The organism is Thauera carbonicopians (assembly GCF_025699485.1).
Classification (GTDB): Bacteria; Pseudomonadota; Gammaproteobacteria; order Burkholderiales; family Rhodocyclaceae; genus Thauera.
This window is the reverse complement of the sequence record NZ_JANUXN010000005.1, coordinates 109875-128165: the sequence shown is the minus strand read 5'-3', so window position 1 is coordinate 128165 and position 18291 is coordinate 109875. Positions and strand designations below refer to the sequence as shown.

Annotated in this window: 19 protein-coding genes; 9 read left to right on the top strand and 10 right to left on the bottom strand. The window is 65.9% G+C overall.

Annotated elements, in window-relative coordinates; all coding sequences use genetic code 11:
• Window positions 1-9: 9 nt before the first annotated feature.
• From trmB to thiS, 3 genes are all read right to left on the bottom strand, one after another.
• A complete protein-coding gene (gene trmB, locus NX068_RS09685) occupies window positions 10-771 on the bottom strand; it encodes a tRNA (guanosine(46)-N7)-methyltransferase TrmB (RefSeq protein ID WP_263461067.1) in 762 nt (253 codons plus the stop codon).
• Entirely contained in the window at window positions 768-1553 is a 786-nt protein-coding gene (locus tag NX068_RS09680) for a thiazole synthase (protein ID WP_263461066.1), read from the bottom strand. Before NX068_RS09680 ends, trmB begins: the two co-directional genes overlap by 4 nt.
• 108 nt (window positions 1554-1661) lie before the next feature.
• Window positions 1662-1865: a sulfur carrier protein ThiS gene (thiS, locus tag NX068_RS09675; RefSeq protein WP_068635707.1), complete on the bottom strand. Its 204-nt coding sequence runs from the start codon at window positions 1863-1865 to the stop codon at window positions 1662-1664.
• A 197-nt stretch (window positions 1866-2062) separates the two neighbouring features.
• Here thiS and metX point away from each other — a divergent pair, with 197 nt between their 5' ends.
• Window positions 2063-3190 (top strand): homoserine O-succinyltransferase MetX, encoded by a 1128-nt coding sequence (metX, locus tag NX068_RS09670; protein WP_263461065.1) that lies wholly within the window; start codon window positions 2063-2065, stop codon window positions 3188-3190.
• A 1-nt stretch (window position 3191) separates the two neighbouring features.
• Window positions 3192-3782 (top strand): methionine biosynthesis protein MetW, encoded by a 591-nt coding sequence (gene metW / locus NX068_RS09665; protein ID WP_263461064.1) that lies wholly within the window; start codon window positions 3192-3194, stop codon window positions 3780-3782.
• A gap of 209 nt (window positions 3783-3991) precedes the next feature.
• Here metW and NX068_RS09660 read toward each other — a convergent pair whose 3' ends face one another.
• On the bottom strand, window positions 3992-4309 hold the full coding sequence (locus tag NX068_RS09660; protein WP_263461063.1) for a hypothetical protein: 318 nt from the start codon (window positions 4307-4309) through the stop codon (window positions 3992-3994).
• Between the two features lie 193 nt (window positions 4310-4502).
• On the opposite strand from NX068_RS09660, the gene NX068_RS09655 reads away from it, so the two are divergent.
• The 4 genes from NX068_RS09655 to NX068_RS09640 all read left to right on the top strand — a co-directional run bounded on the left by NX068_RS09655 (window position 4503) and on the right by NX068_RS09640 (window position 7909).
• Window positions 4503-6032 (top strand): AmpG family muropeptide MFS transporter, encoded by a 1530-nt coding sequence (locus NX068_RS09655; protein WP_263461062.1) that lies wholly within the window; start codon window positions 4503-4505, stop codon window positions 6030-6032.
• On the top strand, window positions 6032-6778 hold the full coding sequence (locus NX068_RS09650) for an AzlC family ABC transporter permease (RefSeq protein ID WP_263461061.1): 747 nt from the start codon (window positions 6032-6034) through the stop codon (window positions 6776-6778). Before NX068_RS09655 ends, NX068_RS09650 begins: the two co-directional genes overlap by 1 nt.
• Window positions 6775-7101, top strand: coding sequence for an AzlD domain-containing protein (locus tag NX068_RS09645; RefSeq protein ID WP_263461060.1), 327 nt, complete (start codon window positions 6775-6777; stop codon window positions 7099-7101). The genes NX068_RS09650 and NX068_RS09645 overlap by 4 nt, the downstream gene beginning before the upstream one ends.
• Window positions 7102-7180: 79 nt before the next feature.
• The gene (locus NX068_RS09640; RefSeq protein WP_263461059.1) at window positions 7181-7909 is read left to right on the top strand and encodes a uracil-DNA glycosylase family protein; all 729 of its coding nucleotides are present in this window, start codon (window positions 7181-7183) and stop codon (window positions 7907-7909) included.
• Window positions 7910-7964: 55 nt separating this feature from the next.
• Here NX068_RS09640 and NX068_RS09635 read toward each other — a convergent pair whose 3' ends face one another.
• The 6 genes from NX068_RS09635 to NX068_RS09610 form a co-directional block, all read right to left on the bottom strand.
• The gene (locus NX068_RS09635; protein ID WP_263461058.1) at window positions 7965-8495 is read right to left on the bottom strand and encodes a GNAT family N-acetyltransferase; all 531 of its coding nucleotides are present in this window, start codon (window positions 8493-8495) and stop codon (window positions 7965-7967) included.
• The gene (locus tag NX068_RS09630; RefSeq protein ID WP_263461057.1) at window positions 8483-8782 is read right to left on the bottom strand and encodes a type II toxin-antitoxin system TacA family antitoxin; all 300 of its coding nucleotides are present in this window, start codon (window positions 8780-8782) and stop codon (window positions 8483-8485) included. Before NX068_RS09630 ends, NX068_RS09635 begins: the two co-directional genes overlap by 13 nt.
• A gap of 196 nt (window positions 8783-8978) precedes the next feature.
• On the bottom strand, window positions 8979-10601 hold the full coding sequence (locus tag NX068_RS09625; protein WP_263461056.1) for a methyl-accepting chemotaxis protein: 1623 nt from the start codon (window positions 10599-10601) through the stop codon (window positions 8979-8981).
• Window positions 10602-10902: 301 nt separating this feature from the next.
• Complete coding sequence (locus NX068_RS09620; protein WP_263461055.1) at window positions 10903-12798, bottom strand: DUF3857 domain-containing transglutaminase family protein; 1896 nt, start codon at window positions 12796-12798, stop codon at window positions 10903-10905.
• A 70-nt stretch (window positions 12799-12868) separates the two neighbouring features.
• Window positions 12869-14851 carry a DUF3857 domain-containing protein gene (locus NX068_RS09615; protein ID WP_263461054.1) on the bottom strand — a complete coding sequence of 661 codons (1983 nt, stop codon included), beginning with the start codon at window positions 14849-14851 and terminating at the stop codon, window positions 12869-12871.
• 165 nt (window positions 14852-15016) lie between these two features.
• On the bottom strand, window positions 15017-15148 hold the full coding sequence (locus NX068_RS09610; protein WP_263461053.1) for a hypothetical protein: 132 nt from the start codon (window positions 15146-15148) through the stop codon (window positions 15017-15019).
• Here NX068_RS09610 and can point away from each other — a divergent pair.
• The 3 genes from can (at window position 15147) to NX068_RS09595 (ending at window position 18285) form a co-directional block, all read left to right on the top strand.
• Entirely contained in the window at window positions 15147-15794 is a 648-nt protein-coding gene (can, locus tag NX068_RS09605) for a carbonate dehydratase (protein ID WP_263461052.1), read from the top strand. The two genes, NX068_RS09610 and can, sit on opposite strands and share 2 nt — an antisense overlap.
• Window positions 15795-15806: 12 nt before the next feature.
• Window positions 15807-16700: an ROK family protein gene (locus tag NX068_RS09600; RefSeq protein ID WP_263461051.1), complete on the top strand. Its 894-nt coding sequence runs from the start codon at window positions 15807-15809 to the stop codon at window positions 16698-16700.
• A 262-nt stretch (window positions 16701-16962) separates the two neighbouring features.
• Complete coding sequence (locus NX068_RS09595) at window positions 16963-18285, top strand: MdtA/MuxA family multidrug efflux RND transporter periplasmic adaptor subunit (RefSeq protein ID WP_263461050.1); 1323 nt, start codon at window positions 16963-16965, stop codon at window positions 18283-18285.
• The last annotated feature ends 6 nt before the right edge of the window (window positions 18286-18291 follow it).

The window sequence follows — 18291 nt, the reverse complement described above, 5'->3', positions numbered from 1 at the left end:
CGCCCCTCCTCAGTCGGTGCGGCGGCGGAACACCAGGTCCCAGACGCCGTGGCCCAGCTTCAGGCCGCGGTTCTCGAACTTGGTCAGCGGCCGGTAGTCGGGCCGCGGCGCGAAGCCGTCGGCAGTATTGTGCAGCAGGGGCTCGGCGGAAATCACCTCGAGCATCCAGTGCGCGTAGTCTTCCCAGTCGGTGGCGCAGTGCAGGTAGCCGCCCGGCGCCAGCTTCTGCGCGATCAGGGCGACGAAATCCGGCTGGATGATGCGGCGCTTGAAGTGGCGCTTCTTGCGCCAGGGGTCGGGGAAAAACACATGCACGCCGGCCAGCGCGCCGTCGGCGATCATGTCGCGCATCACCTCGACGGCGTCGTGCTGCATGATGCGCAGGTTGCTCAGCTTGCCTTCGGCGATCAGCTTGCACAGCGCGCCGACGCCCGGCGTATGGACTTCGATGCCGAGAAAGTCGTGGCCGGGCATCGCCGCGGCGATCTTCGCCGTGGTCTCGCCCATGCCGAAGCCGATCTCGAGGATCTTCGGTGCTTGGCGGCCGAAGGCCGCATCCAGGTCGAGCGGCGCCATGCGGTAATCGATGCCGATCTTCGGCAGCATCTCGTCCAGGTAGCGCTGCTGCGCTTCGGACATGCGGCCCTGGCGCAGCACGAAGCTGCGGATGCTGCGGCTGGAGAAGCGGTGCTCGGGACTGTCGCGGCCGATGATCTCGATACCGGCCACGGCTTGCTGCATGTCGTGCTGCACTTCGCCTGCCTCGCTCATGAACCTATCAGCCCCTGGGTCGGCGAGCTGGGGTCGGCCGAGTAGAACTTGCGCGGCATGCGTCCGGCCAGGAAGGCCTCGCGGCCGGCCTCGACCGCCTTCTTCATCGCGCTCGCCATCAGCACCGGCTGGCCGGCGCCGGCGATGGCGGTGTTCATCAGCACGCCGTCGCAGCCCAGCTCCATCGCGATCGCCGCATCCGACGCGGTGCCGACGCCGGCATCGACCAGCACCGGCACCTTGGCGTTGTCGATGATCAGGCGCAGGTTCCACGGGTTCAGGATGCCCATGCCCGAGCCGATCAGCGAGGCCAGCGGCATCACCGCGGCGCAGCCGATGTCTTCCAGCATGCGGGCCTGGATCGGGTCGTCGGCACAGTAGACCATGACGTCGAAGCCGTCCTTGACCAGGATCTCGGCCGCCTTCAGCGTCTCCGGCATGTTGGGGAACAGGTTGCTCGGGTCGCCCAGCACTTCGAGCTTGACCAGCGCGTGGCCGTCGAGCAGCTCGCGCGCCAGGCGCAGCGTGCGCACCGCGTCGTCGGCGGTGTAGCAGCCGGCGGTGTTGGGCAGGATAGTGAAGCGGTCCGGCGGCAGTACGTCGAGCAGGTTGGGTTCGTCCGGGTTCTGGCCGATGTTGGTGCGGCGGATGGCGACGGTGACGATCTGTGCGCCGCTGGCGTCGATGGCCTCGCGGGTCTCGGTGAAATCCTTGTACTTGCCGGTGCCGACCAGCAGGCGCGAGCCGTAGGACTTGCCGGCGATGACCAGGGGGTCGTTCATGGTGTGAAAGCCTGTGTTGTTCTCGATGATGGGGTGGAGCTTGCGCCGATGCATGCGCTGCGCGAAGGCGGATTCAGCGGCCGGACCTGCGGCCGGCGGGTGCCGGACTCAGCCGCCGCCGACGGCGACGACGATCTCGACCCGGTCGCCCTCGGCGAGCTGCACTTCGGCATGGCGCGCCTTGGGCACGATGTCGCCGTTGCGCTCGACCGCCAGGCGCTTGCCGACGAGGCCGCGCGCTTCGAGCAGGCCGAGGACGGTGAGACCGGGCGCCAGCGCTTGGGGCTGGCCATTGACGATGACCTGGATCATGACGGTACCGATTGGTGATGCGGAGGAAAATCTTATCATGCCGCGAGGTTTGACTTTTCCCGCGGCGGGCGCTAAGTTCGCCGGACCTAGCGCCGATTTGATCAACAGCTTGCGGGCGCTCAACAAATACGGCTAAAGCGAGGGCACCCAGTCCGCTGCTTCAGCCGACTGGGTTTTTTGTTTTCTACGGCACGAACATGATCCAAGCTCAATCCGTCGGGGTCGTCGCACCGCAGCGGGCGGACTTCGCCGAGCCGCTCAAGCTGCGCAGCGGCGGGCAGCTCGACAACTACCATCTGGTCTACGAGACCTACGGCACGCTCAACGCCGAGCGCAACAACGCGGTGCTGGTCTGCCACGCGCTGTCGGGCTCGCACCACCTCGCCGGCCACTATGCGGACGATCCGCACAACGTCGGCTGGTGGGACAACCTGATCGGCCCGGGCAAGCCGCTGGACACGCGCAAGTTCTTCGTCATCGGGGTGAACAACCTCGGCGGCTGCTACGGCTCGTCCGGCCCCAACCAGACCAATCCGGCCACCGGCAAGCTGTGGGGCGCCGACTTCCCCTTCGTCACCGTCGAGGACTGGGTCGAATCGCAGGCGCGGCTGGCCGACCGGCTCGGCATAGCACGCTTCGCCGCGGTCGTCGGCGGCAGCCTGGGCGGCATGCAGGCGCTGTCGTGGTCGCTGCAGTTCCCCGAACGCGTCGGCCACGTCGCCGTGATCGCCGCCGCGCCCAAGCTCACCGCGCAGAACATCGCCTTCAACGAAGTCGCGCGCCAGGCCATCCTGACCGACCCCGAGTTCCACGGCGGCCACTACTACGAGCACGGCGTGGTGCCGGCGCGCGGCCTCAAGCTGGCGCGCATGGTGGGCCACATCACCTACCTGTCCGACGATTCGATGGCGGAGAAATTCGGCCGCAGCCTGCGCCACGGCCGCAACACCTACAGCTACGACGTCGAGTTCGAGATCGAGTCCTACCTGCGCTACCAGGGCGACAAGTTCGCCGGCTACTTCGACGCCAACACCTACCTGCTGACGACCAAGGCGCTGGACTACTTCGACCCCGCCTTCGACTACGGCGGCAGCCTGCCGGCCGCGCTGGCGCGCGCCAGCGCCGACTTCCTGGTGATCTCCTTCACCACCGACTGGCGCTTCTCGCCCGAACGCTCGCGCGAAATCGTCTATGCGCTGCTGCACAACAAGCGCAACGTCAGCTACGCGGACATCGACTGCCCCGCCGGCCACGACTCATTCCTGCTCGACGAAGCGCGCTACCACGCGCTGCTGTCGGCCTGGTTCGACCGCATCGAGGTATGACATGACCGCCTATCGTTACGACCATGAAGTGATCGCGCAATGGATCGAGCCCGGCGAAAAGGTGCTCGACCTCGGCTGCGGCGACGGCACCCTGCTCCGGCATCTGGTGGAAGTGCGCCAGGTCCAGGGCTATGGCGTCGAGAACGACCCCGACAAGCTGCAGGCGAGCGTCAGGAACGGCATCAACGTGATCCAGATGGATCTGGAGAAAGGCCTCGTCGGCCTGGAGGACGGCTTCTTCGACCACGTCATCATGAGCCTGTCGCTGCAGGCCATGCACAACACCCAGGGCATCCTGCACGAGATGCTGCGCGTCGGCCGCGAGGCGGTGGTGAGCTTCCCGAACTTCGGCTACTGGCGGCACCGCCAGAGCATCCTCAACGGCCGCATGCCGGTGTCCGAGAGCCTGCCGCACCAGTGGTTCAACACCCCCAACGTGCGCTTCTTCACCATCGCCGACTTCGACGTGCTGTGCGAGATGAACGGCATCGCGGTACGCGAGCGGCTGGCTTTCGACGAAGGCAAGCTGGTGCTGGAAGAGCCGAACTTCCTCGCCAGCGTGGCGGTGTATCGGCTGGGCCGGGCCGCCTAGGCCGGGCCGGCCGATCAGCCCGGTTCCTGCATAGGCCGTTTGAATCGGCAGGGTGGGTAGAGCCGAAGGCAAAACCCACCACTTCAAAAAAGGCCCGCGGTGCGCCTGTGGCCCGGCATGATGGGTTCGCTACGCCCTACCCGCCCCATCCGGACCGTTGACCGCCCTGCCGCCACCGTCCATCGGCTGGCGGCCCCGGGCAGCGGGGATCAACCGACGGTGAAACCCGCCACGTCGACGCGGATCGCCGGGCGATCGAGCGCAGCCGCCGTCACCAGCGCGAACTTCTTCGCCCACTCGGTGGCCTGCTCGAAGCGGCTCTCGCCGCCGTACTTGGCGACGTTGAGGACCATGTCCAGCACCAGCACCTTGCCCATCGGGTTGGACGGGGTGCATTCGAGCTCCTCGAATTCCTGCGCCAGCCAGCTGCGCGCCTGTTCCTTGGTCGTGCCCGCCACTGCGGATTCATGCAGCGCAAATTCGTACTCGCGGTTGCCGCCGAATACCACGGTCACTGTGTACGACATGAAGGACTCCCTCCTCGAAGCTGGAAATTCTGCAGCCGAACTCGGCTGGATGGCGGCATTGTTGAGGCATCCGCCCGCGGACGCAAGCAACGTATCGAATTGTGTAGACTCCCCATACCGCTCCGTATCTGCCGGCGAGGCCTTGCCGATCTGCGATAATGCGCCGTCCCGCCACGCTGCCCGCCCACGCCTCTTGCCCGCCTCTCATCCCCTCGCTCTCGCCCGCAGCTGGCGCCTGTCCGCCATCCTGGTGCTCGGATTCGCCTCCGGCCTGCCGCTGGCGCTGACCGGCCAGGCGATGCAGGCCTGGCTGACGGTCGACGGCGTCGATCTCGCCACCATCGGCTTCTTCGGCCTGGTCGGCGTGCCCTACACCTTCAAGTTCCTGTGGGCGCCGCTGATGGACCGCTTCGAGCCACCCTGGCTCGGCCGCCGCCGCGGCTGGCTGGCGCTGACCCAGCTCGCGCTCGCCGCGCTGCTGTGGTGGATGGCGAGCCTGTCGCCGACCGCCACCCCCGGCCTGTTCGCCGCAGCCGCGGTGCTGGTCGCCTTCCTGTCGGCCTCGCAGGACGTGGTCGTCGACGCCTACCGCACCGACCTGCTGCCCGAGGACGAACGCGGCCTGGGCGCCTCGGTGCACGTCTTCGCCTACCGCTTGGCGATGATCCTGTCCGGCGGCATCGCGCTGATCTGGGCCGGCCAGTGGGCCTCGTGGCCGCGGGTGTACCAGACCATGTCGCTGCTGATGCTGGGCTGCGGCATCGTCTCGCTGCTGGCGCTGCCGCGCGTGTCGGCAGCGCTGAAGCCGCTCGATTCCGATCCCAAACGCGAATTGATCGGCTTCGCCGCGATGCTGTGCGGCGTCGCCGCCGGCTACTGGATCGCCCGCCAGGCGCTGATCCTGCTCGGACTCGACCCCGACGACGCCAACCGCTGGATCCAGCTGCTGTTCGTCCTCGCCGAGATCGCGCTGGCGCTGCCGCTGGCCTGGTGGGCGGCACGCCGCGCCGGCTTCGAGACCCTGAACCGCTCGCTGTCGAGCTATTTCGCCCAGCAGGGCGCGGCCGCCTTCCTCGCCCTGATCATCCTGTACAAGCTCGGCGACGCCTTCGCCGGCAGCCTGACCACGCCCTTCCTGATCAAGGGCATGGGCTTCTCGCAGGAAGAAGTCGGCATCGCCAACAAGGTCATCGGCATCTGGCTGACCATCCTCGGCGCCTTCATCGGCGGCCTGATCATGACGCGGCTGGCGCTGTACCGCTCGCTGCTGCTGTTCGGCGTGCTGCAGCTGGTGTCGAACTTCGGCTTCTACCTGCTGGCACAGCTCGGCAAGGGCGCCTGGGGCGCGATGATGGTGCCGGCCTTCGACTGGGGTATCGTCTCGCTGGACGCGCCTGCCGCGCTCGACCTGCTGCTGCTGGCGGTGATCGCCGGCGAGAACATCAGCGGCGGCATGGGCACGGTGGCCTTCGTCGCGCTGCTGATGGGCCTGTGCAACCAGCATTTCAGCGCCACCCACTACGCCATGCTGTCGGCCTTCGCCGCGGTCGGCCGCATCTACGTCAGCCCGCTGTCGGGCGTGCTGTCGCAAAGCATCGGCTGGCCGGCCTTCTTCATCTTCTCGATCGTCGTCGCCGTGCCCGGCGTGGTCATGGTGTGGTGGCTGCGCGACGCGCTCCAGCGCCTGGGGCGGCCGAAAGTCGATCCGGCGATGGACGACTGATGGCAGGAAAGGCAACAAGCGCGGGCGGCGAATTCCTCGCCGGCTGCCGCGACGAAGCGCCGCTGCTGCTGGGCGTCATCCCCTTCGGCATGATCTACGGCATCGCCGCGCTCGCCGCCGGCGTACCGGCCTGGATCGCACAACTGGCCTCGGCCGTGGTCTTCGCCGGCGCGGCCCAGCTCGTCATCGTGCAGATGCTGGCGGCCGGCGCCGGCGCGCTGCCGATCGCGCTGACGTCCGGCCTGCTCAACCTGCGCCACGTGCTGTACAGCGCGTCGATGGCCGAATACGTCCGCCACCTGCCCCGCCGCTGGCGCCTGCTGCTCGCCTATTTGCTGACCGACGAAGCCTACGCCGTGGCCGTGCTGCGCTACCAGCGGCACGCGGCCGACACCGCCCAGCCTGATGACGGCGCCGATCTGCGCCACTGGTACTTCTTCGGCGCCGGCTTCACGCTGTGGGCCGGCTGGCAACTATCGACCGCTGCCGGGCTGCTGTTCGGCGCCACCATCCCTGCCGAGTGGGAGCTGGACTTCGCCGTGCCGCTGACCTTCATCGCCCTGCTCACGCTGCTGCTGCGCGAACGCGCCGGCCGCGCCGCGGCCCTGGTCGCCGGCCTGGGGGCGCTGGCCTTCGCCGACCTGCCCTACAAGCTCGGCCTGGTCGCGGCGATCCTGCTCGGCCTGCTCGCCGGCGTATGGACGGGGCACCGCCTCGAACGCGTGGAACGGAGATCCGCAGTATGAGCACGCCCGCGCTGCTCGCCCTGCTGGTCGTCGTCGGCATCCTGACCTTCCTGTACCGCTACGCGATGATCGGTTTCTTCGCCCGGCACGAGCTGCCTGGGTGGCTGCATGCGCTGTGCCGTCACATAGCCCCGGCCAGCTTCGCCGCACTGACCGCCAGCGCGCTGTTCGTGCACGGCGGCGACGTCCAGTTCGCCTTCGATACGCCCCGCCCCTGGGCCGCACTGGCCGCCGTCATCGTCGCCTGGCGCACGCGCAACGTGCTGGCGACCATCGCCGCCGGCATGGCGACGCTGTATCTGCTGAAATTCCTGATCTTCTGAATCGCCCGTCGCCTGTGTCACGCCGGCACGAACGATCCGGCTAAACTCGACTCTCCGCTGCTTTCCTGCTCCAACCGCCATGACTTCCACCGCCTCCCTCCTCATCGACGCCGCCCGCAAACTGTCGACCGAAGTCGACGCGATGCGCTTCTCCGCGCCCGTCACCCACGTCTACAACCCGCTCGACTACGCCTGGGAAGTGCACCGCCGCTACCTGGAACGCTACGGCGAAGGGCGCAAGCGCGTGGTCTTCGTCGGCATGAACCCCGGCCCCTTCGGCATGGCGCAGATCGGCGTGCCCTTCGGCGAAATCGCCAGCGCCCGCGACTGGCTGAAACTGGAAGGCCCGGTCGGCCAGCCGCGCGAAACCAACCCCAAGCGCCCGGTCGAAGGCTTCGCCTGCACCCGCTCCGAAGTCAGCGGCCAACGCCTGTGGGGCCTGTTCCGCGAACGCTTCGGCACGCCCGAAGCCTTCTTCGCCGAGCACTTCGTCGCCAACTACTGCCCGCTGATGTTCTTCGAAGGCGGCCGCAACCTTACGCCGGACAAGCTGCTTGCAGCCGAGCAGCGCCCGCTTCTGGCTGTCTGCGACGTCCATCTGCGCACGCTGGTCGATGCCTTACAGCCGGAATGGGTGATTGGTATTGGCAACTGGGCGGAAAAGCGCGCCATGGAAGCGCTGAGCGGCACGGCTGATATCAACTTTGGCCGTGTGCTGCACCCAAGCCCGGCCAGCCCGGCGGCCAATCGCGGCTGGGCCGAGGCAGCGACGAAACAGTTGGTTGAATTGGGGGTTTGGACAGACTGATGATGGTTTGAGCTCCATACTCGACGACGTAAATCCAGCGGCCAAATGATGTCGTTCATGGCTTCACCATGCAGCCGCGCACCGTCTCGATAGGCATCAATAAAACATGTTCGCCCAGCGGTGAGGGAGTAAAACCGTGCGCCTGGTAAAACCCGACGGCAGCGCTATCGATGGCATGCACGATGACGCCACGCGCTCCTGCGATTTCGGATGCGGCAAGGCAACGGCATAGCGCGTCCGCAAGCAGCGCCGACCCCAGCCCTTGGCCTTGCCATTCAGCATCGACAGCCAACCGGGCGATGAGCAGGAGCGGCACGCGCTCCGGCATGTTCTGGCGCAATTTGGCGGAAGGCAGCGCGTTGCGCTGTTCCAGCGCGGTGGCGATGGAGAAATAACCGACAACGCGATTAGGCTGGGCCTGGGGGCAAACGACGTAGCTCCGGGCCGACAAACCTTCGCTGCGTCGAGCCTGCTCGTACAGCCAATGGTCAAGCGAAGGGTGACTGCCGTTGCGGAAACGCGAAACGTCGTGGCGCGGGGCGAGCGGCTCCGGCCTGCCGAGCAAAGGGGCGCTTACGCTTCCCACGGTGCTTTGCGCTGCAGCCGTCGTACCGCGTCGGTGGAGATGGCGGGCGGGGCGTCGAGCAGCGCCAGAAAGCGCGCATGAGCCTCCTCGTCGACAAAGAAGGTGCGCTGGTCGAGCAAAGTTGCTTCGGCCTGGCGGTAAGCGCAGTCGAGCATGAATTCGGACAGCTTCTGACCGCGCAGAGCCGCCGCCTGGCCGAACAACACCTTGGCTTGCCTCGGGGCACGAATCTGGATGACTTCATCCTTTGCCGCGGTCTTTTGCGCTGCGGAGCGGGGGGGCGACATGGCGAATCTCATGATCTGGGAAGGAGATCAGTGTAGTTCGTGTATCGACATTGTCAATACATTACTCCACACCTGTTCATCACCTGACCGGGCAGGAAGTACGCGACTGGCTGGAGCCTGGGGCACCGATGACGAAAAGGCGGTGCCTGAGTGCCACAGGTGATCGTCGCTGAAACCGCAAGACCTGGATCGGAGATCACCGGATAAAGCGGAAATAGCCAATCAACTCGCGCAGGCGACCGGTGGCCTGCTGGATCTGATTGCTGCGCACGGCCACTTCCTGAATGGTGTTCGAGGTTTGGCCGATGCCGCTGACGATGTCTTCCATGCGTTGAGCGATTTCGCCACCCGCTGAAACCTGCTGGCGGGTGCCGGTGGCAATGTTGCCCGCCAGCAGATGAATCCGTTCGCCCTGATCGACCACCGCATGCAGTCCGTTGCGGGCAGTTTCGGCAGTGGCATTGACGGTTTCCACCTGGGTTCCGGCGACGGCCATGGTGGCGTGCACACTCTGGGTGCGCCCCTGGATATGCTGGATGCTGGCGGTGATTTCACCCGTCTGCTTGCTCGAATTTTCGGCCAGCTTGCGCACTTCGTCGGCAACCACGGCAAAACCGCGCCCGGATTCACCAGCCCGTGCCGCCTCGATGGCGGCGTTCAGCGCCAGCAGATTGGTCTGGTCGGCAATGTCGCGGATGACCTGGCTGACTCGCTCGATGGCCGAAATCGACTGGAACAGCTCGTCCATGGTATGCCCGGCATCCCGCACCGTGACGACCACGTGCTCCGATGCCTGCTGGCTTTGCTGCATGCGCTGCGTCGCCTCTTCGAGCAGGTTGCGCGACAGCTGCACTGCCTGGGACGCCTGCTGCGCGTCCTCTGCAATCCGGTCCACCGACGCCACCATCTCCTCGACCGAGGCGGCAATGCTGTTGGCGGCCTCCGACTGCACCGCCGCTGTCCGCCGGGTGGCGTCGATTTCCCTGCTGAGGTAATGGATGTGGCTGTCGACCGACGTACTCTGCTCGGCAATTTCCGCCATCATCGCCCGCAGATGGGTCTGCATGGTGATCAGGGCATCGTTCAGCTTGCCCAGTTCATCCACCCGGTGCAGCGGAATTTCGTCGGTCAGATCACCTTGGGCGATATTCTGCAAACGGCTGGTGATGCGGCTGAAAGCCACCATCATGCCGCGCTGGAAAGTGAGCAGACCGAGCGCAGCAGCGATGCCGGCCACGCCGAACAGCATGACGAACTGCCCGGTCACGTCTGCCGTGAGGCCCAGGTCGGGCCCCAAAACCTGCATACCGACGCCAAGAAGCTGGGCGAGGATCATGACGATGACCAACGCAGCGAATTTGGCCTGCAACGGGATGCGTGCCCAGAGCGTCGTTTTCGGAATGCTGGCGCTGCCGTCGGCAAGTTTCCGGTAGAGCGCTTCGGCATCCGCAATCTGCTTCCGGCTCGGCTTGGTGCGCACCGACATGTAGCCGACTTTCCTGCCGTCCTTGAGCACCGGTACGATCAAGGCATCGACCCAGTAGAAATCACCGTTCTTGCTGCGGTTCTTGACCATGCCACGCCACGGGCGGTCGGCCTTGATCGTGTCCCAGGCCCAGGCAAAGGCCGCAGGCAACATGTCCGGGTGGCGAACGATGTTGTGGCTCTTGCCTATCAATTCTTCGCGTGAAAAACCACTGATTTCGACGAACGTGTCGTCGGCGTAGGTGATGATGCCTTTGAGATCGGTACGTGAAACGATGTACTTTCCGTCGGGAAATTCCCGTTCCACATTCGTGACAGGTTTGTTGATCTTCATGTCAGGACGGCAATCGAATGAATTCTGATGAGGCTTCGGTATGGAAGAGATCGACGCCGGAAAGCTGCCGCCTGAAGCCATCGAACACATTCGCTGCCAGGCGTTCGTACTTCGCGAGCACGGCCACATGACCATGTGGCCGCATCTCTTCTGGAAACCCCTGTATTACCGCCCTGCGCTTGACTCCGGTTGTTGCTGCACCAGAAGCAGCCAGTGTTGCACTCTATGATTTTTAACCGGGCGCTGATTTGATTCTTGCTAAATCCCTCCAGAACTGCCTTATCAGGCGGTCTGCCCCGTCTCAGCGCGGTGCGTAGCTCAGCGCCGCGTCATACTCGAACGCGATCTCGCGTGCCAGCGCCTGCAAGGCAGCATTGCTGGCTGGTGGACACACCGGGCTAGCGGTATCCACCACCAGCTTGCGGCGGATGACGACTTCGCCCTCGCCTTCCAGCGCATAGTCGGACGTGAAGGTGTAAGGCAGCTCCGCATCCTCCGACACCAGGCGGCGGCTCAGCGGCAAGGCGCCGAGCTGCACCTTGTCCGGCCACTTGATGCGTTGCTCCTCGATCATCGTGGTTGCCGGGCACATGAAGGGCGCGCGCCGGGCCGAATCCATGATGGCCTTGCCATAGAGCTGGATACCGCCGAAGCCCACACCCCGGGTGATCGGGAAGTGGCCTGGTGCATTCAGGTCGAGTCCGCGTGTCAGGCTGTAGCTCAGCCCGGTTTCCACCGCTTCGCCCAGCGCCAGGCTCGCCGGCCGGCGCAGTTGCGCCTGCCCGTGTTCGCCCGCGTTGGTGAGGATGGCCGCGGCAATCTGGGCGTCGGGCACGGCGGTGGTCTGGACCATCATCGCCCGATCCATCTGTGCAGCGATCCCTGACGAACGCACCGTAGTGTCACCCTGCAAGCGCCCTTCGGCATCGACCGTCATCCGCTGCACGATACTGGCGCCCGAATCCTGCGCCCGTACGGCCGGGGTCTGCACCACGCGGCCCTCGGCGACGACCAACGCCGGCTTGGCGGCCGACTCGAAGGGCAGGATGCCGAAATCCACGTAGCGCGCAGTCGAGTCGACGTAGAGATCCAGCGTGGGCAGGTAGAGCAGCGCATGGTTGAACGAAGCCAGCGTGGGATATTGCGACAGCCACTGGCTGGTGCCGGCATTGAGCAGCACCGGCGAACTGTCGATGCCCTTGGCCCGCAGCAGCGCGGCCAGCAGCGTGACGTGGTCCTTGCAGTCACCATAGCGGCGCGACAGCACTTCGCCCGCCGCATGCGGCACCCAGCCGCCGCGGCCCATGTGGATGGCGACGTAGCGGATGTTGCCCGCCACCCATTCGTACAGCGCACGCGCCTGCTCGCGCGGCGTCTCCTTGCCGGCAGTCAGTTCGTCGGCCAGCGCCTGGATTTCCGGCGTCACCGCATCGCGGCCGGCGATCATGTCGCGGTAGGCGGCAGCGAATGCGCCGTAGTCGGCAAAAGTACTCACCGCCACGCGCGGGCTGTAGTCGACGGCCGAAACACTGCCCGGCTCGGACGGCCACGGCTCCTCCACCTTCATCGTCACCGTCCACGTCACCTTGTCGCCGTCAGCCTCGCGCGTGACTTCGGCATCGTGCGCCTCGACGTGCAGCGGCATGTCGGCTGGCAGCGTGAAGCGGATGCGCGTGTCCAGCGAAGCGAAATGGGCCGAGCGCCACTCCAGGGCCGAGAACAGGCCCGGAATCACCGGCTCGAGGCGCTGGGAGCGCGCAGTAGCAATCGCCCTGCTACCGGGCTGCAGGTCGGGAAACACCAGGGTCTTGCGCTTGCGGTCGGTGAATACCGCCGCCTCGGGAAAGGGATAGGCCTCCTGCAGGTGCACGTCATCCGGGTGCAGCACGATCTCGCGGCCATCCGGCTGCGCCACCCGGGCATCGATGAATTCCGCCTTCTCGGTGCCGCTCTGGAATGCCAGTTGCGCCTTGCCGTGCGCTTCGATGCCCTGGGCATTTTCGAAGCGCTTGACGATCTCGGACGTGCGTACATAGGTGCCGTCGCGCGCAACTTCGTAATCGACATGGACACGCTCGAAGACGACACCCGCCGTGTATGGCTGGTTCGCCCACACGGAAGGCGCCAGCAGGATCAGCACCATGGTGGCCGACACGATGGACAGCGGGCGGGATTGCAATTGGGGGGCGACGGACATGGGTTGATGATCTCTCTGTCGGGAAGAAAAGCTGAATGCGTACCCCACGCGGCCGTGATCCGGCCGCGTCTCAACGCGGCGTATAGCTCAACAGCGTGTCGTATTCGAGTGCGATTTCACGCAGCAGAACCTGCAGGGCGGCATTGCTGGATGGCGGGCAGCTTCTGCTGGCGGGGGCCACCACCAGCTTGCGCTGGATGACGACTTCGTTGCCTTCCAGCCTGTAGTCGGACGTGAAGGTGTAAGGCAGCGCCGCATCTTCCGACACCAGGCTGCGCCCGGGCGGCAGTGCGCCAGGCCGCACCGTGTCCGGCCAGGCGATGCGCTGCTCTTCCTCCATCGTCACTGCCAGACAGTCGAATGGCGCGCGGCGGGGGATGTCCATGACCGATCTGCCGAACATCTCGATGCCGTGGAAACGCACCCCGCGCTTCACCGGCAACACTCCCGGTGTGCTCAGGTCGAGCCCGCGGGTCAGCGTGTAGCTCAGCCCGGCCTCCAGCGGCTCGCCCGGCGCTAGGTTCGTCGGCCGCCGAAGCAGTGCCTGTCCATGTTCGTCTGCACTGACGAGCATCGATCTCGCGATCTGGGCGTCGGTCAGCGGCTTCGTCCGGGCCATCGTCTCCCTGAAGGATAGCGCCATGTTCCCCCTGACCTGCACCGTGGTATCGCCCTGCAGTTGCCCTGCGCTGTCGAGCACCATTCGCTGCAGGACACGGCTGCCGGAATCCTGCGCTGATACGACCGGCGTTTGCACCACTCTGCCATCGGCAACGAGCAGTGCAGGTTTGCCGGCGAACCGCGGCGACAGGCTGCCGAAATCGACAAACGGTGAGGTCGAATCGAGATACAGATCCAGCGCCGGCACATGAAGCATCACATGATCGAACGACTGAAGCGTCGGATATCGCGGCAACCAGTAGTTGCCACCGGCATCGAGCAGCACCAGCGAACTGTCGATGCCCCTGGCCTTCAGCAACGCGGCCAGCAGCACGGCGCGGTCCTTGCTGTCGCCGTGGCGGAGTGACAGTACGCTACCCGCCGGATTCGGCACCCATGCGCCATGGCCGAGGGGAACGGCGACGTAGCGGATGTTGCCCACCACCCATTCGTACAAAGCCCGCACCTGCTCGCGCGGCGTCTTCAGGTCGGCGCTCAGTGCGTCGGCCAGCGCCTGGATTGCGGGTGTCACCTCGTCGCGGCCGACGATCATGTCGCGGTAGGCTGCGGCGAAGGCGGCATGGTCCGGGAAGGTGCTGATCGCGACGCGCGGGCTGTAATCCACTGCTCCGACACTGCCCAACTCACGCGGCCATGGCTCACGCACTTGCATATGTGCAGTCCACGTCACCATCTCGCCATCGACTTCGCGTGTCATCTCGATGCCATGTGCATCGATATGCAAGGGCATGTCGACCGGCAGTCGGTAGCGGACACGCAGATCCTCCACGCCGACATGCGGCGAACGCCATGTCAGCGCTGTGAACTGGCCGGGAAACACAGGTTTGAGCCGCTGCATGCGCACGGTCGCAATCGCACGGCTGCCGGGCTGCAGATCGGGAAACACCAGCGTCTTGCGCTGGCGATTGCTGAACAACTGCGCCGGAAGAGAAGAATAAGACGGCTTCATCTCCACCACGTCCGGCTGCAGCACGATTTCACTGCCATCGGGCTGCGCCACCCGGGCGTCGATGAATTCCGCCTCCTCGATGCCCTGCTGGAACACCAGGTGGGCCTTGCCTTCGCGCTCGATGCCCTGGGCATTCTCGAGCCGCTTGATGATCTCGGCCGTGCGAGTGAAAGAGCCGTCGCGCGCAATCTCATAGTCAACGTAAATGCGCTCGAAGACGACGCCTTCCGAATAAGGCTTGCCGTGAGAGTCCGTGCGTGCCGCTTCAGCGCCGCTGGGCTCCTGCCCGGCCATATCGGGTTTGCTCGCGCAACCGGAAAGCACCAGAACCAACAGCGCTGCAGCGGCGCCAATGACAAGGCGCCCCCGGCGCAAATGCAAGGACGGGGAAAAACTCACGAAGGTTCGTGCCTGCCGGCTCATGCAATGGTTTCCTGGCGAAAAAAGGTCTCGAAAACCTGCCAGGTAATGGGCAGGACGACAGTCATGGACAGCCTCGGACTGGAAGCGGGGCATGCCACCCAGCCATCCATAAACAATACTAATTGTTATTATCGGTTGCGATTATCATCAAGTGCTCCCGCATAGTCAATACAGATATGCCGTTTGCCTTGAGTCGCTCGATGCCGGCTTCAAGCCGGCTTCCGGCAGTTGTTCCGCCCCCGGGCTGTCCGTCACAATCACGCCTGTCGCGCGGACGCGCGTTTCCAGGATTTCCATGTCTCACTCCATCGAACACCTCTTCGCCAACAACAAGGCCTGGTCCGAGCGCATGCAGGCGGAGGACCCGGAGTTCTTCTCCCGCCTCGTCGCCCAGCAGTCGCCCGAGTACCTGTGGATCGGCTGTTCCGACAGCCGCGTGCCGGCGAACCAGATCATCGGCCTGGCGCCGGGCGAGGTCTTCGTCCATCGCAACGTCGCCAACGTCGTCGTCCACACCGATCTCAACGCACTGTCGGTGATCCACTACGCGGTCGAGATGCTGCGCGTGAAGCACATCCTGGTGGTCGGCCACTACGGCTGCGGCGGCGTCAAGGCTGCGCTCAACGACAACCGCACCGGTCTCACCGACAACTGGCTGCGCCACGTGCAGGACGTGCGCGACCGCCACACCGAGCGCCTGGCGCAGATCGACGACGCCGATGCCCGGCTCGACCGGCTGTGCGAACTCAATGCCATCCACCAGGTGGTCAATGTGTGCCAGACCTCGGTGCTGCGCGAAGCCTGGCAGCGCGGCCAGAACGTGACCGTGCACGCATGGTGCTACAGCCTGGACAACGGCCTGGTGAACAACCTCGGCCTCAGCGCCAACAGCCGCGACGAAGCGCTGGAGCTGTATCGCAGCGCGGTCGAACGGCTGGCCTGAGCGCCGCGCGCCATGCGCATCGGCATCGATCTGGGCGGCACCAAGATCGAGCTCGTCGCCCTCGACGAGCGCGGCAGCGAACGCTTTCGCCGCCGCGTGCCGACGCCGCAGGGCGACTATCCCGCCACACTGCAGACCATCGCCGATCTGGTCAGTGAAGCCGAGGCGCACGTCGGCCTGCGCGCCACGGTGGGCATCGGCACGCCGGGTTCGGCCTCGCCGCGCAGCGGCCGCATGCGCAACGCCAATTCCACCTGCCTGAACGGCCAGGCGCTGCAGCAGGACCTCGAAGCCCTGCTCGGCCGTCCGGTACGCATCGCCAACGATGCCAACTGCCTGGCGATGTCCGAGGCCGCCGATGGCGCCGGCGCTGGTGCGGAAGTGGTGTTCGCGGTGATCCTCGGTACCGGCGTGGGCGGCGGCATCGTCGTCCGCGGCGGGCTGCTGAATGGTGTGAATGGCGTCGCCGGCGAATGGGGGCACAACCCGCTGCCGCTGCCCACGACCGACGAACTGCCGCTACCCGCCTGCTATTGCGGCCGCCGCGGCTGCATCGAGACCTGGCTGTCCGGCCCCGGCATGGCCGCCGACCATGCCCGGCACCACGGCAGCAGACTCGATGCAGCCGCGATCGTGGCCGCGGCGAATCATGACCCGGACTGCGACGCCACCTTGCGGCGCTACGAACAGCGCCTGGCGCGTGCGCTGGCCGGGGTGATCAACCTGCTCGATCCGGACGTGATCGTGCTCGGCGGCGGCTTGTCACGCATCGAACGCCTGTATACGAATGTCCCCGCGCTGTGGGTCCCCTATGTCTTTTCCGACTGCATCGCCACACGGCTGGTGCCGGCCAGGCACGGCGACGCCTCGGGCGTGCGCGGCGCGGCATGGTTGTGGCCGGCCTGAAGCTGCTTCTACGGACAATCGTGCAAGCGCCGCAATCATCCAAATGAACGCTTGACCGCTCTGAACACGGAAAAAACCAAACATCTCCGGGGAATCTAAGCGGCAACATCACGTCAAAGCCCCCGTTCAGCTTGAGAGGACTCGCTGCGCCTTTTATACTTGAGAACGAATCTCACTTAAATCTCCTTTTCAATTTCATTTCAGGCAATTCCGGCGTTTCGCTCCGGGAACGCCGCCGCGCAGCACGCGCTTTCCCGAACCCATGCCTTCCACTTCGTCATCGAAGGGGCGATCACGCCTCTTGCTGCTGGCCGCAGTCGTTGCGGCGGCCGCGGCCACCTGGTACTTCCTGCGCCCCGCGGCGCAAACATCTGCACCCTCCGGGCCGCCACGACCGATGATGGGCTGGGGTGGCCCGGTGCCGGTCAAGACCGTGCCAGCCGAACGCGGAGAGCTGGATGTGCGCTTGCGTGCGATCGGCACGGTCACGCCGCTGGCCAGCGTCACGGTGCGCAGCCGCGTGGATGGCGAGTTGATCAGGCTGGCCTTCAACGAAGGCGACCGGGTGCGCAAGGGAGCATTGCTGGCCGAGATCGACCCCGCGCCCTACCGCGTCGGCCTCGCCCAGGCCGAAGGCCAGTTGCAGCAGAACCAGGCCCAGCTCAAGAACGCCGAAACCGAACTCGCCCGCTACCGCCTGCTGTTCAAGCAGGACTCGATCGCCCGCCAGCAGGTCGAAGCCCAGGAAGCGATGGTCAATCAATTGCGCGGCACGCTGAAGTCCAACCAGGCCCAGGTCGACGACGCCCGCCTGAAGCTCGGCTGGACCCGCATCGAGGCGCCGATCGAAGGCCGCGTCGGCCTGCGCCGGGTCGATGCCGGCAACCTGATTTCCAGCGGCGACAGCGAGGGCATCGTCAGCATCGTCCAGACCCGCCCGATCGCGGTGATGTTCACCGTGCCCGAGCGCGACCTGGCGACGCTGCGCGAGGAAATGGCGCGCGGCCATGCGCTGGAGGTGGAAGCCTGGGACCGCGACGACCGCAAGCCGGTCGCCAGCGGCGTGCTGCGCACTTTCGACAACCAGATCGACACCACCACCGGCACGGTGCGGCTGAAAGCCGAGTTCGCCAATACCGACGATGCCTTGTTCCCGAACCAGTTCGTCAATGTCCGCCTCGCGGTGCGCAGCATCAAGGATGCGGTGACGATCCCCGCCGATTCGGTGCAGTTCGGCTCCAGGGGCAGCTACGTCTACGTCATCAACGAGGGCAAGGCCAGCATCCGTCCGGTGACGCTGGGCGCCTCGGACGGTATCAAGGTGGTGGTGGAAGACGGCCTCGAAGGCGGCGAGCAGGTCGTGCTCGAAGGGCTGGACCGCCTGCGCGAAGGCAGCAACGTGATCCTGGCCGACAGTGACGGCAGCATGGAGGGTGGTGCACGAGCGCCCGGCGCGTCGGGAGCCGGTGGTCCGGCTGCGGGCACGAGACCAGCGAGCGCACCCGCTGCTGGCGTTGGAGTCCCCGGGACGCCGGCCGCAGGCGCACCGGCCGTTAGCTCCGGCGGCCCGCGCCCGGGCGGCTGAACGACG

Excerpts from the sequence above, each read along its gene's own strand:
- trmB (WP_263461067.1), bottom strand. The coding sequence starts at position 771 with ATGAGCGAGGCAGGCGAAGTGCAGCACGACATGCAGCAAGCCGTGGCC.
- NX068_RS09680 (WP_263461066.1), bottom strand. The coding sequence starts at position 1,553 with ATGAACGACCCCCTGGTCATCGCCGGCAAGTCCTACGGCTCGCGCCTG.
- thiS (WP_068635707.1), bottom strand. The coding sequence starts at position 1,865 with ATGATCCAGGTCATCGTCAATGGCCAGCCCCAAGCGCTGGCGCCCGGT.
- metX (WP_263461065.1), top strand. The coding sequence starts at position 2,063 with ATGATCCAAGCTCAATCCGTCGGGGTCGTCGCACCGCAGCGGGCGGAC.
- metW (WP_263461064.1), top strand. The coding sequence starts at position 3,192 with ATGACCGCCTATCGTTACGACCATGAAGTGATCGCGCAATGGATCGAG.
- NX068_RS09660 (WP_263461063.1), bottom strand. The coding sequence starts at position 4,309 with ATGTCGTACACAGTGACCGTGGTATTCGGCGGCAACCGCGAGTACGAA.
- NX068_RS09650 (WP_263461061.1), top strand. The coding sequence starts at position 6,032 with ATGGCAGGAAAGGCAACAAGCGCGGGCGGCGAATTCCTCGCCGGCTGC.
- NX068_RS09645 (WP_263461060.1), top strand. The coding sequence starts at position 6,775 with ATGAGCACGCCCGCGCTGCTCGCCCTGCTGGTCGTCGTCGGCATCCTG.
- NX068_RS09640 (WP_263461059.1), top strand. The coding sequence starts at position 7,181 with ATGACTTCCACCGCCTCCCTCCTCATCGACGCCGCCCGCAAACTGTCG.
- NX068_RS09630 (WP_263461057.1), bottom strand. The coding sequence starts at position 8,782 with ATGTCGCCCCCCCGCTCCGCAGCGCAAAAGACCGCGGCAAAGGATGAA.
- NX068_RS09625 (WP_263461056.1), bottom strand. The coding sequence starts at position 10,601 with ATGAAGATCAACAAACCTGTCACGAATGTGGAACGGGAATTTCCCGAC.
- NX068_RS09620 (WP_263461055.1), bottom strand. The coding sequence starts at position 12,798 with ATGTCCGTCGCCCCCCAATTGCAATCCCGCCCGCTGTCCATCGTGTCG.
- NX068_RS09615 (WP_263461054.1), bottom strand. The coding sequence starts at position 14,851 with ATGAGCCGGCAGGCACGAACCTTCGTGAGTTTTTCCCCGTCCTTGCAT.
- can (WP_263461052.1), top strand. The coding sequence starts at position 15,147 with ATGTCTCACTCCATCGAACACCTCTTCGCCAACAACAAGGCCTGGTCC.
- NX068_RS09610 (WP_263461053.1), bottom strand. The coding sequence starts at position 15,148 with ATGGAAATCCTGGAAACGCGCGTCCGCGCGACAGGCGTGATTGTGACG.
- NX068_RS09600 (WP_263461051.1), top strand. The coding sequence starts at position 15,807 with ATGCGCATCGGCATCGATCTGGGCGGCACCAAGATCGAGCTCGTCGCC.
- NX068_RS09595 (WP_263461050.1), top strand. The coding sequence starts at position 16,963 with ATGCCTTCCACTTCGTCATCGAAGGGGCGATCACGCCTCTTGCTGCTG.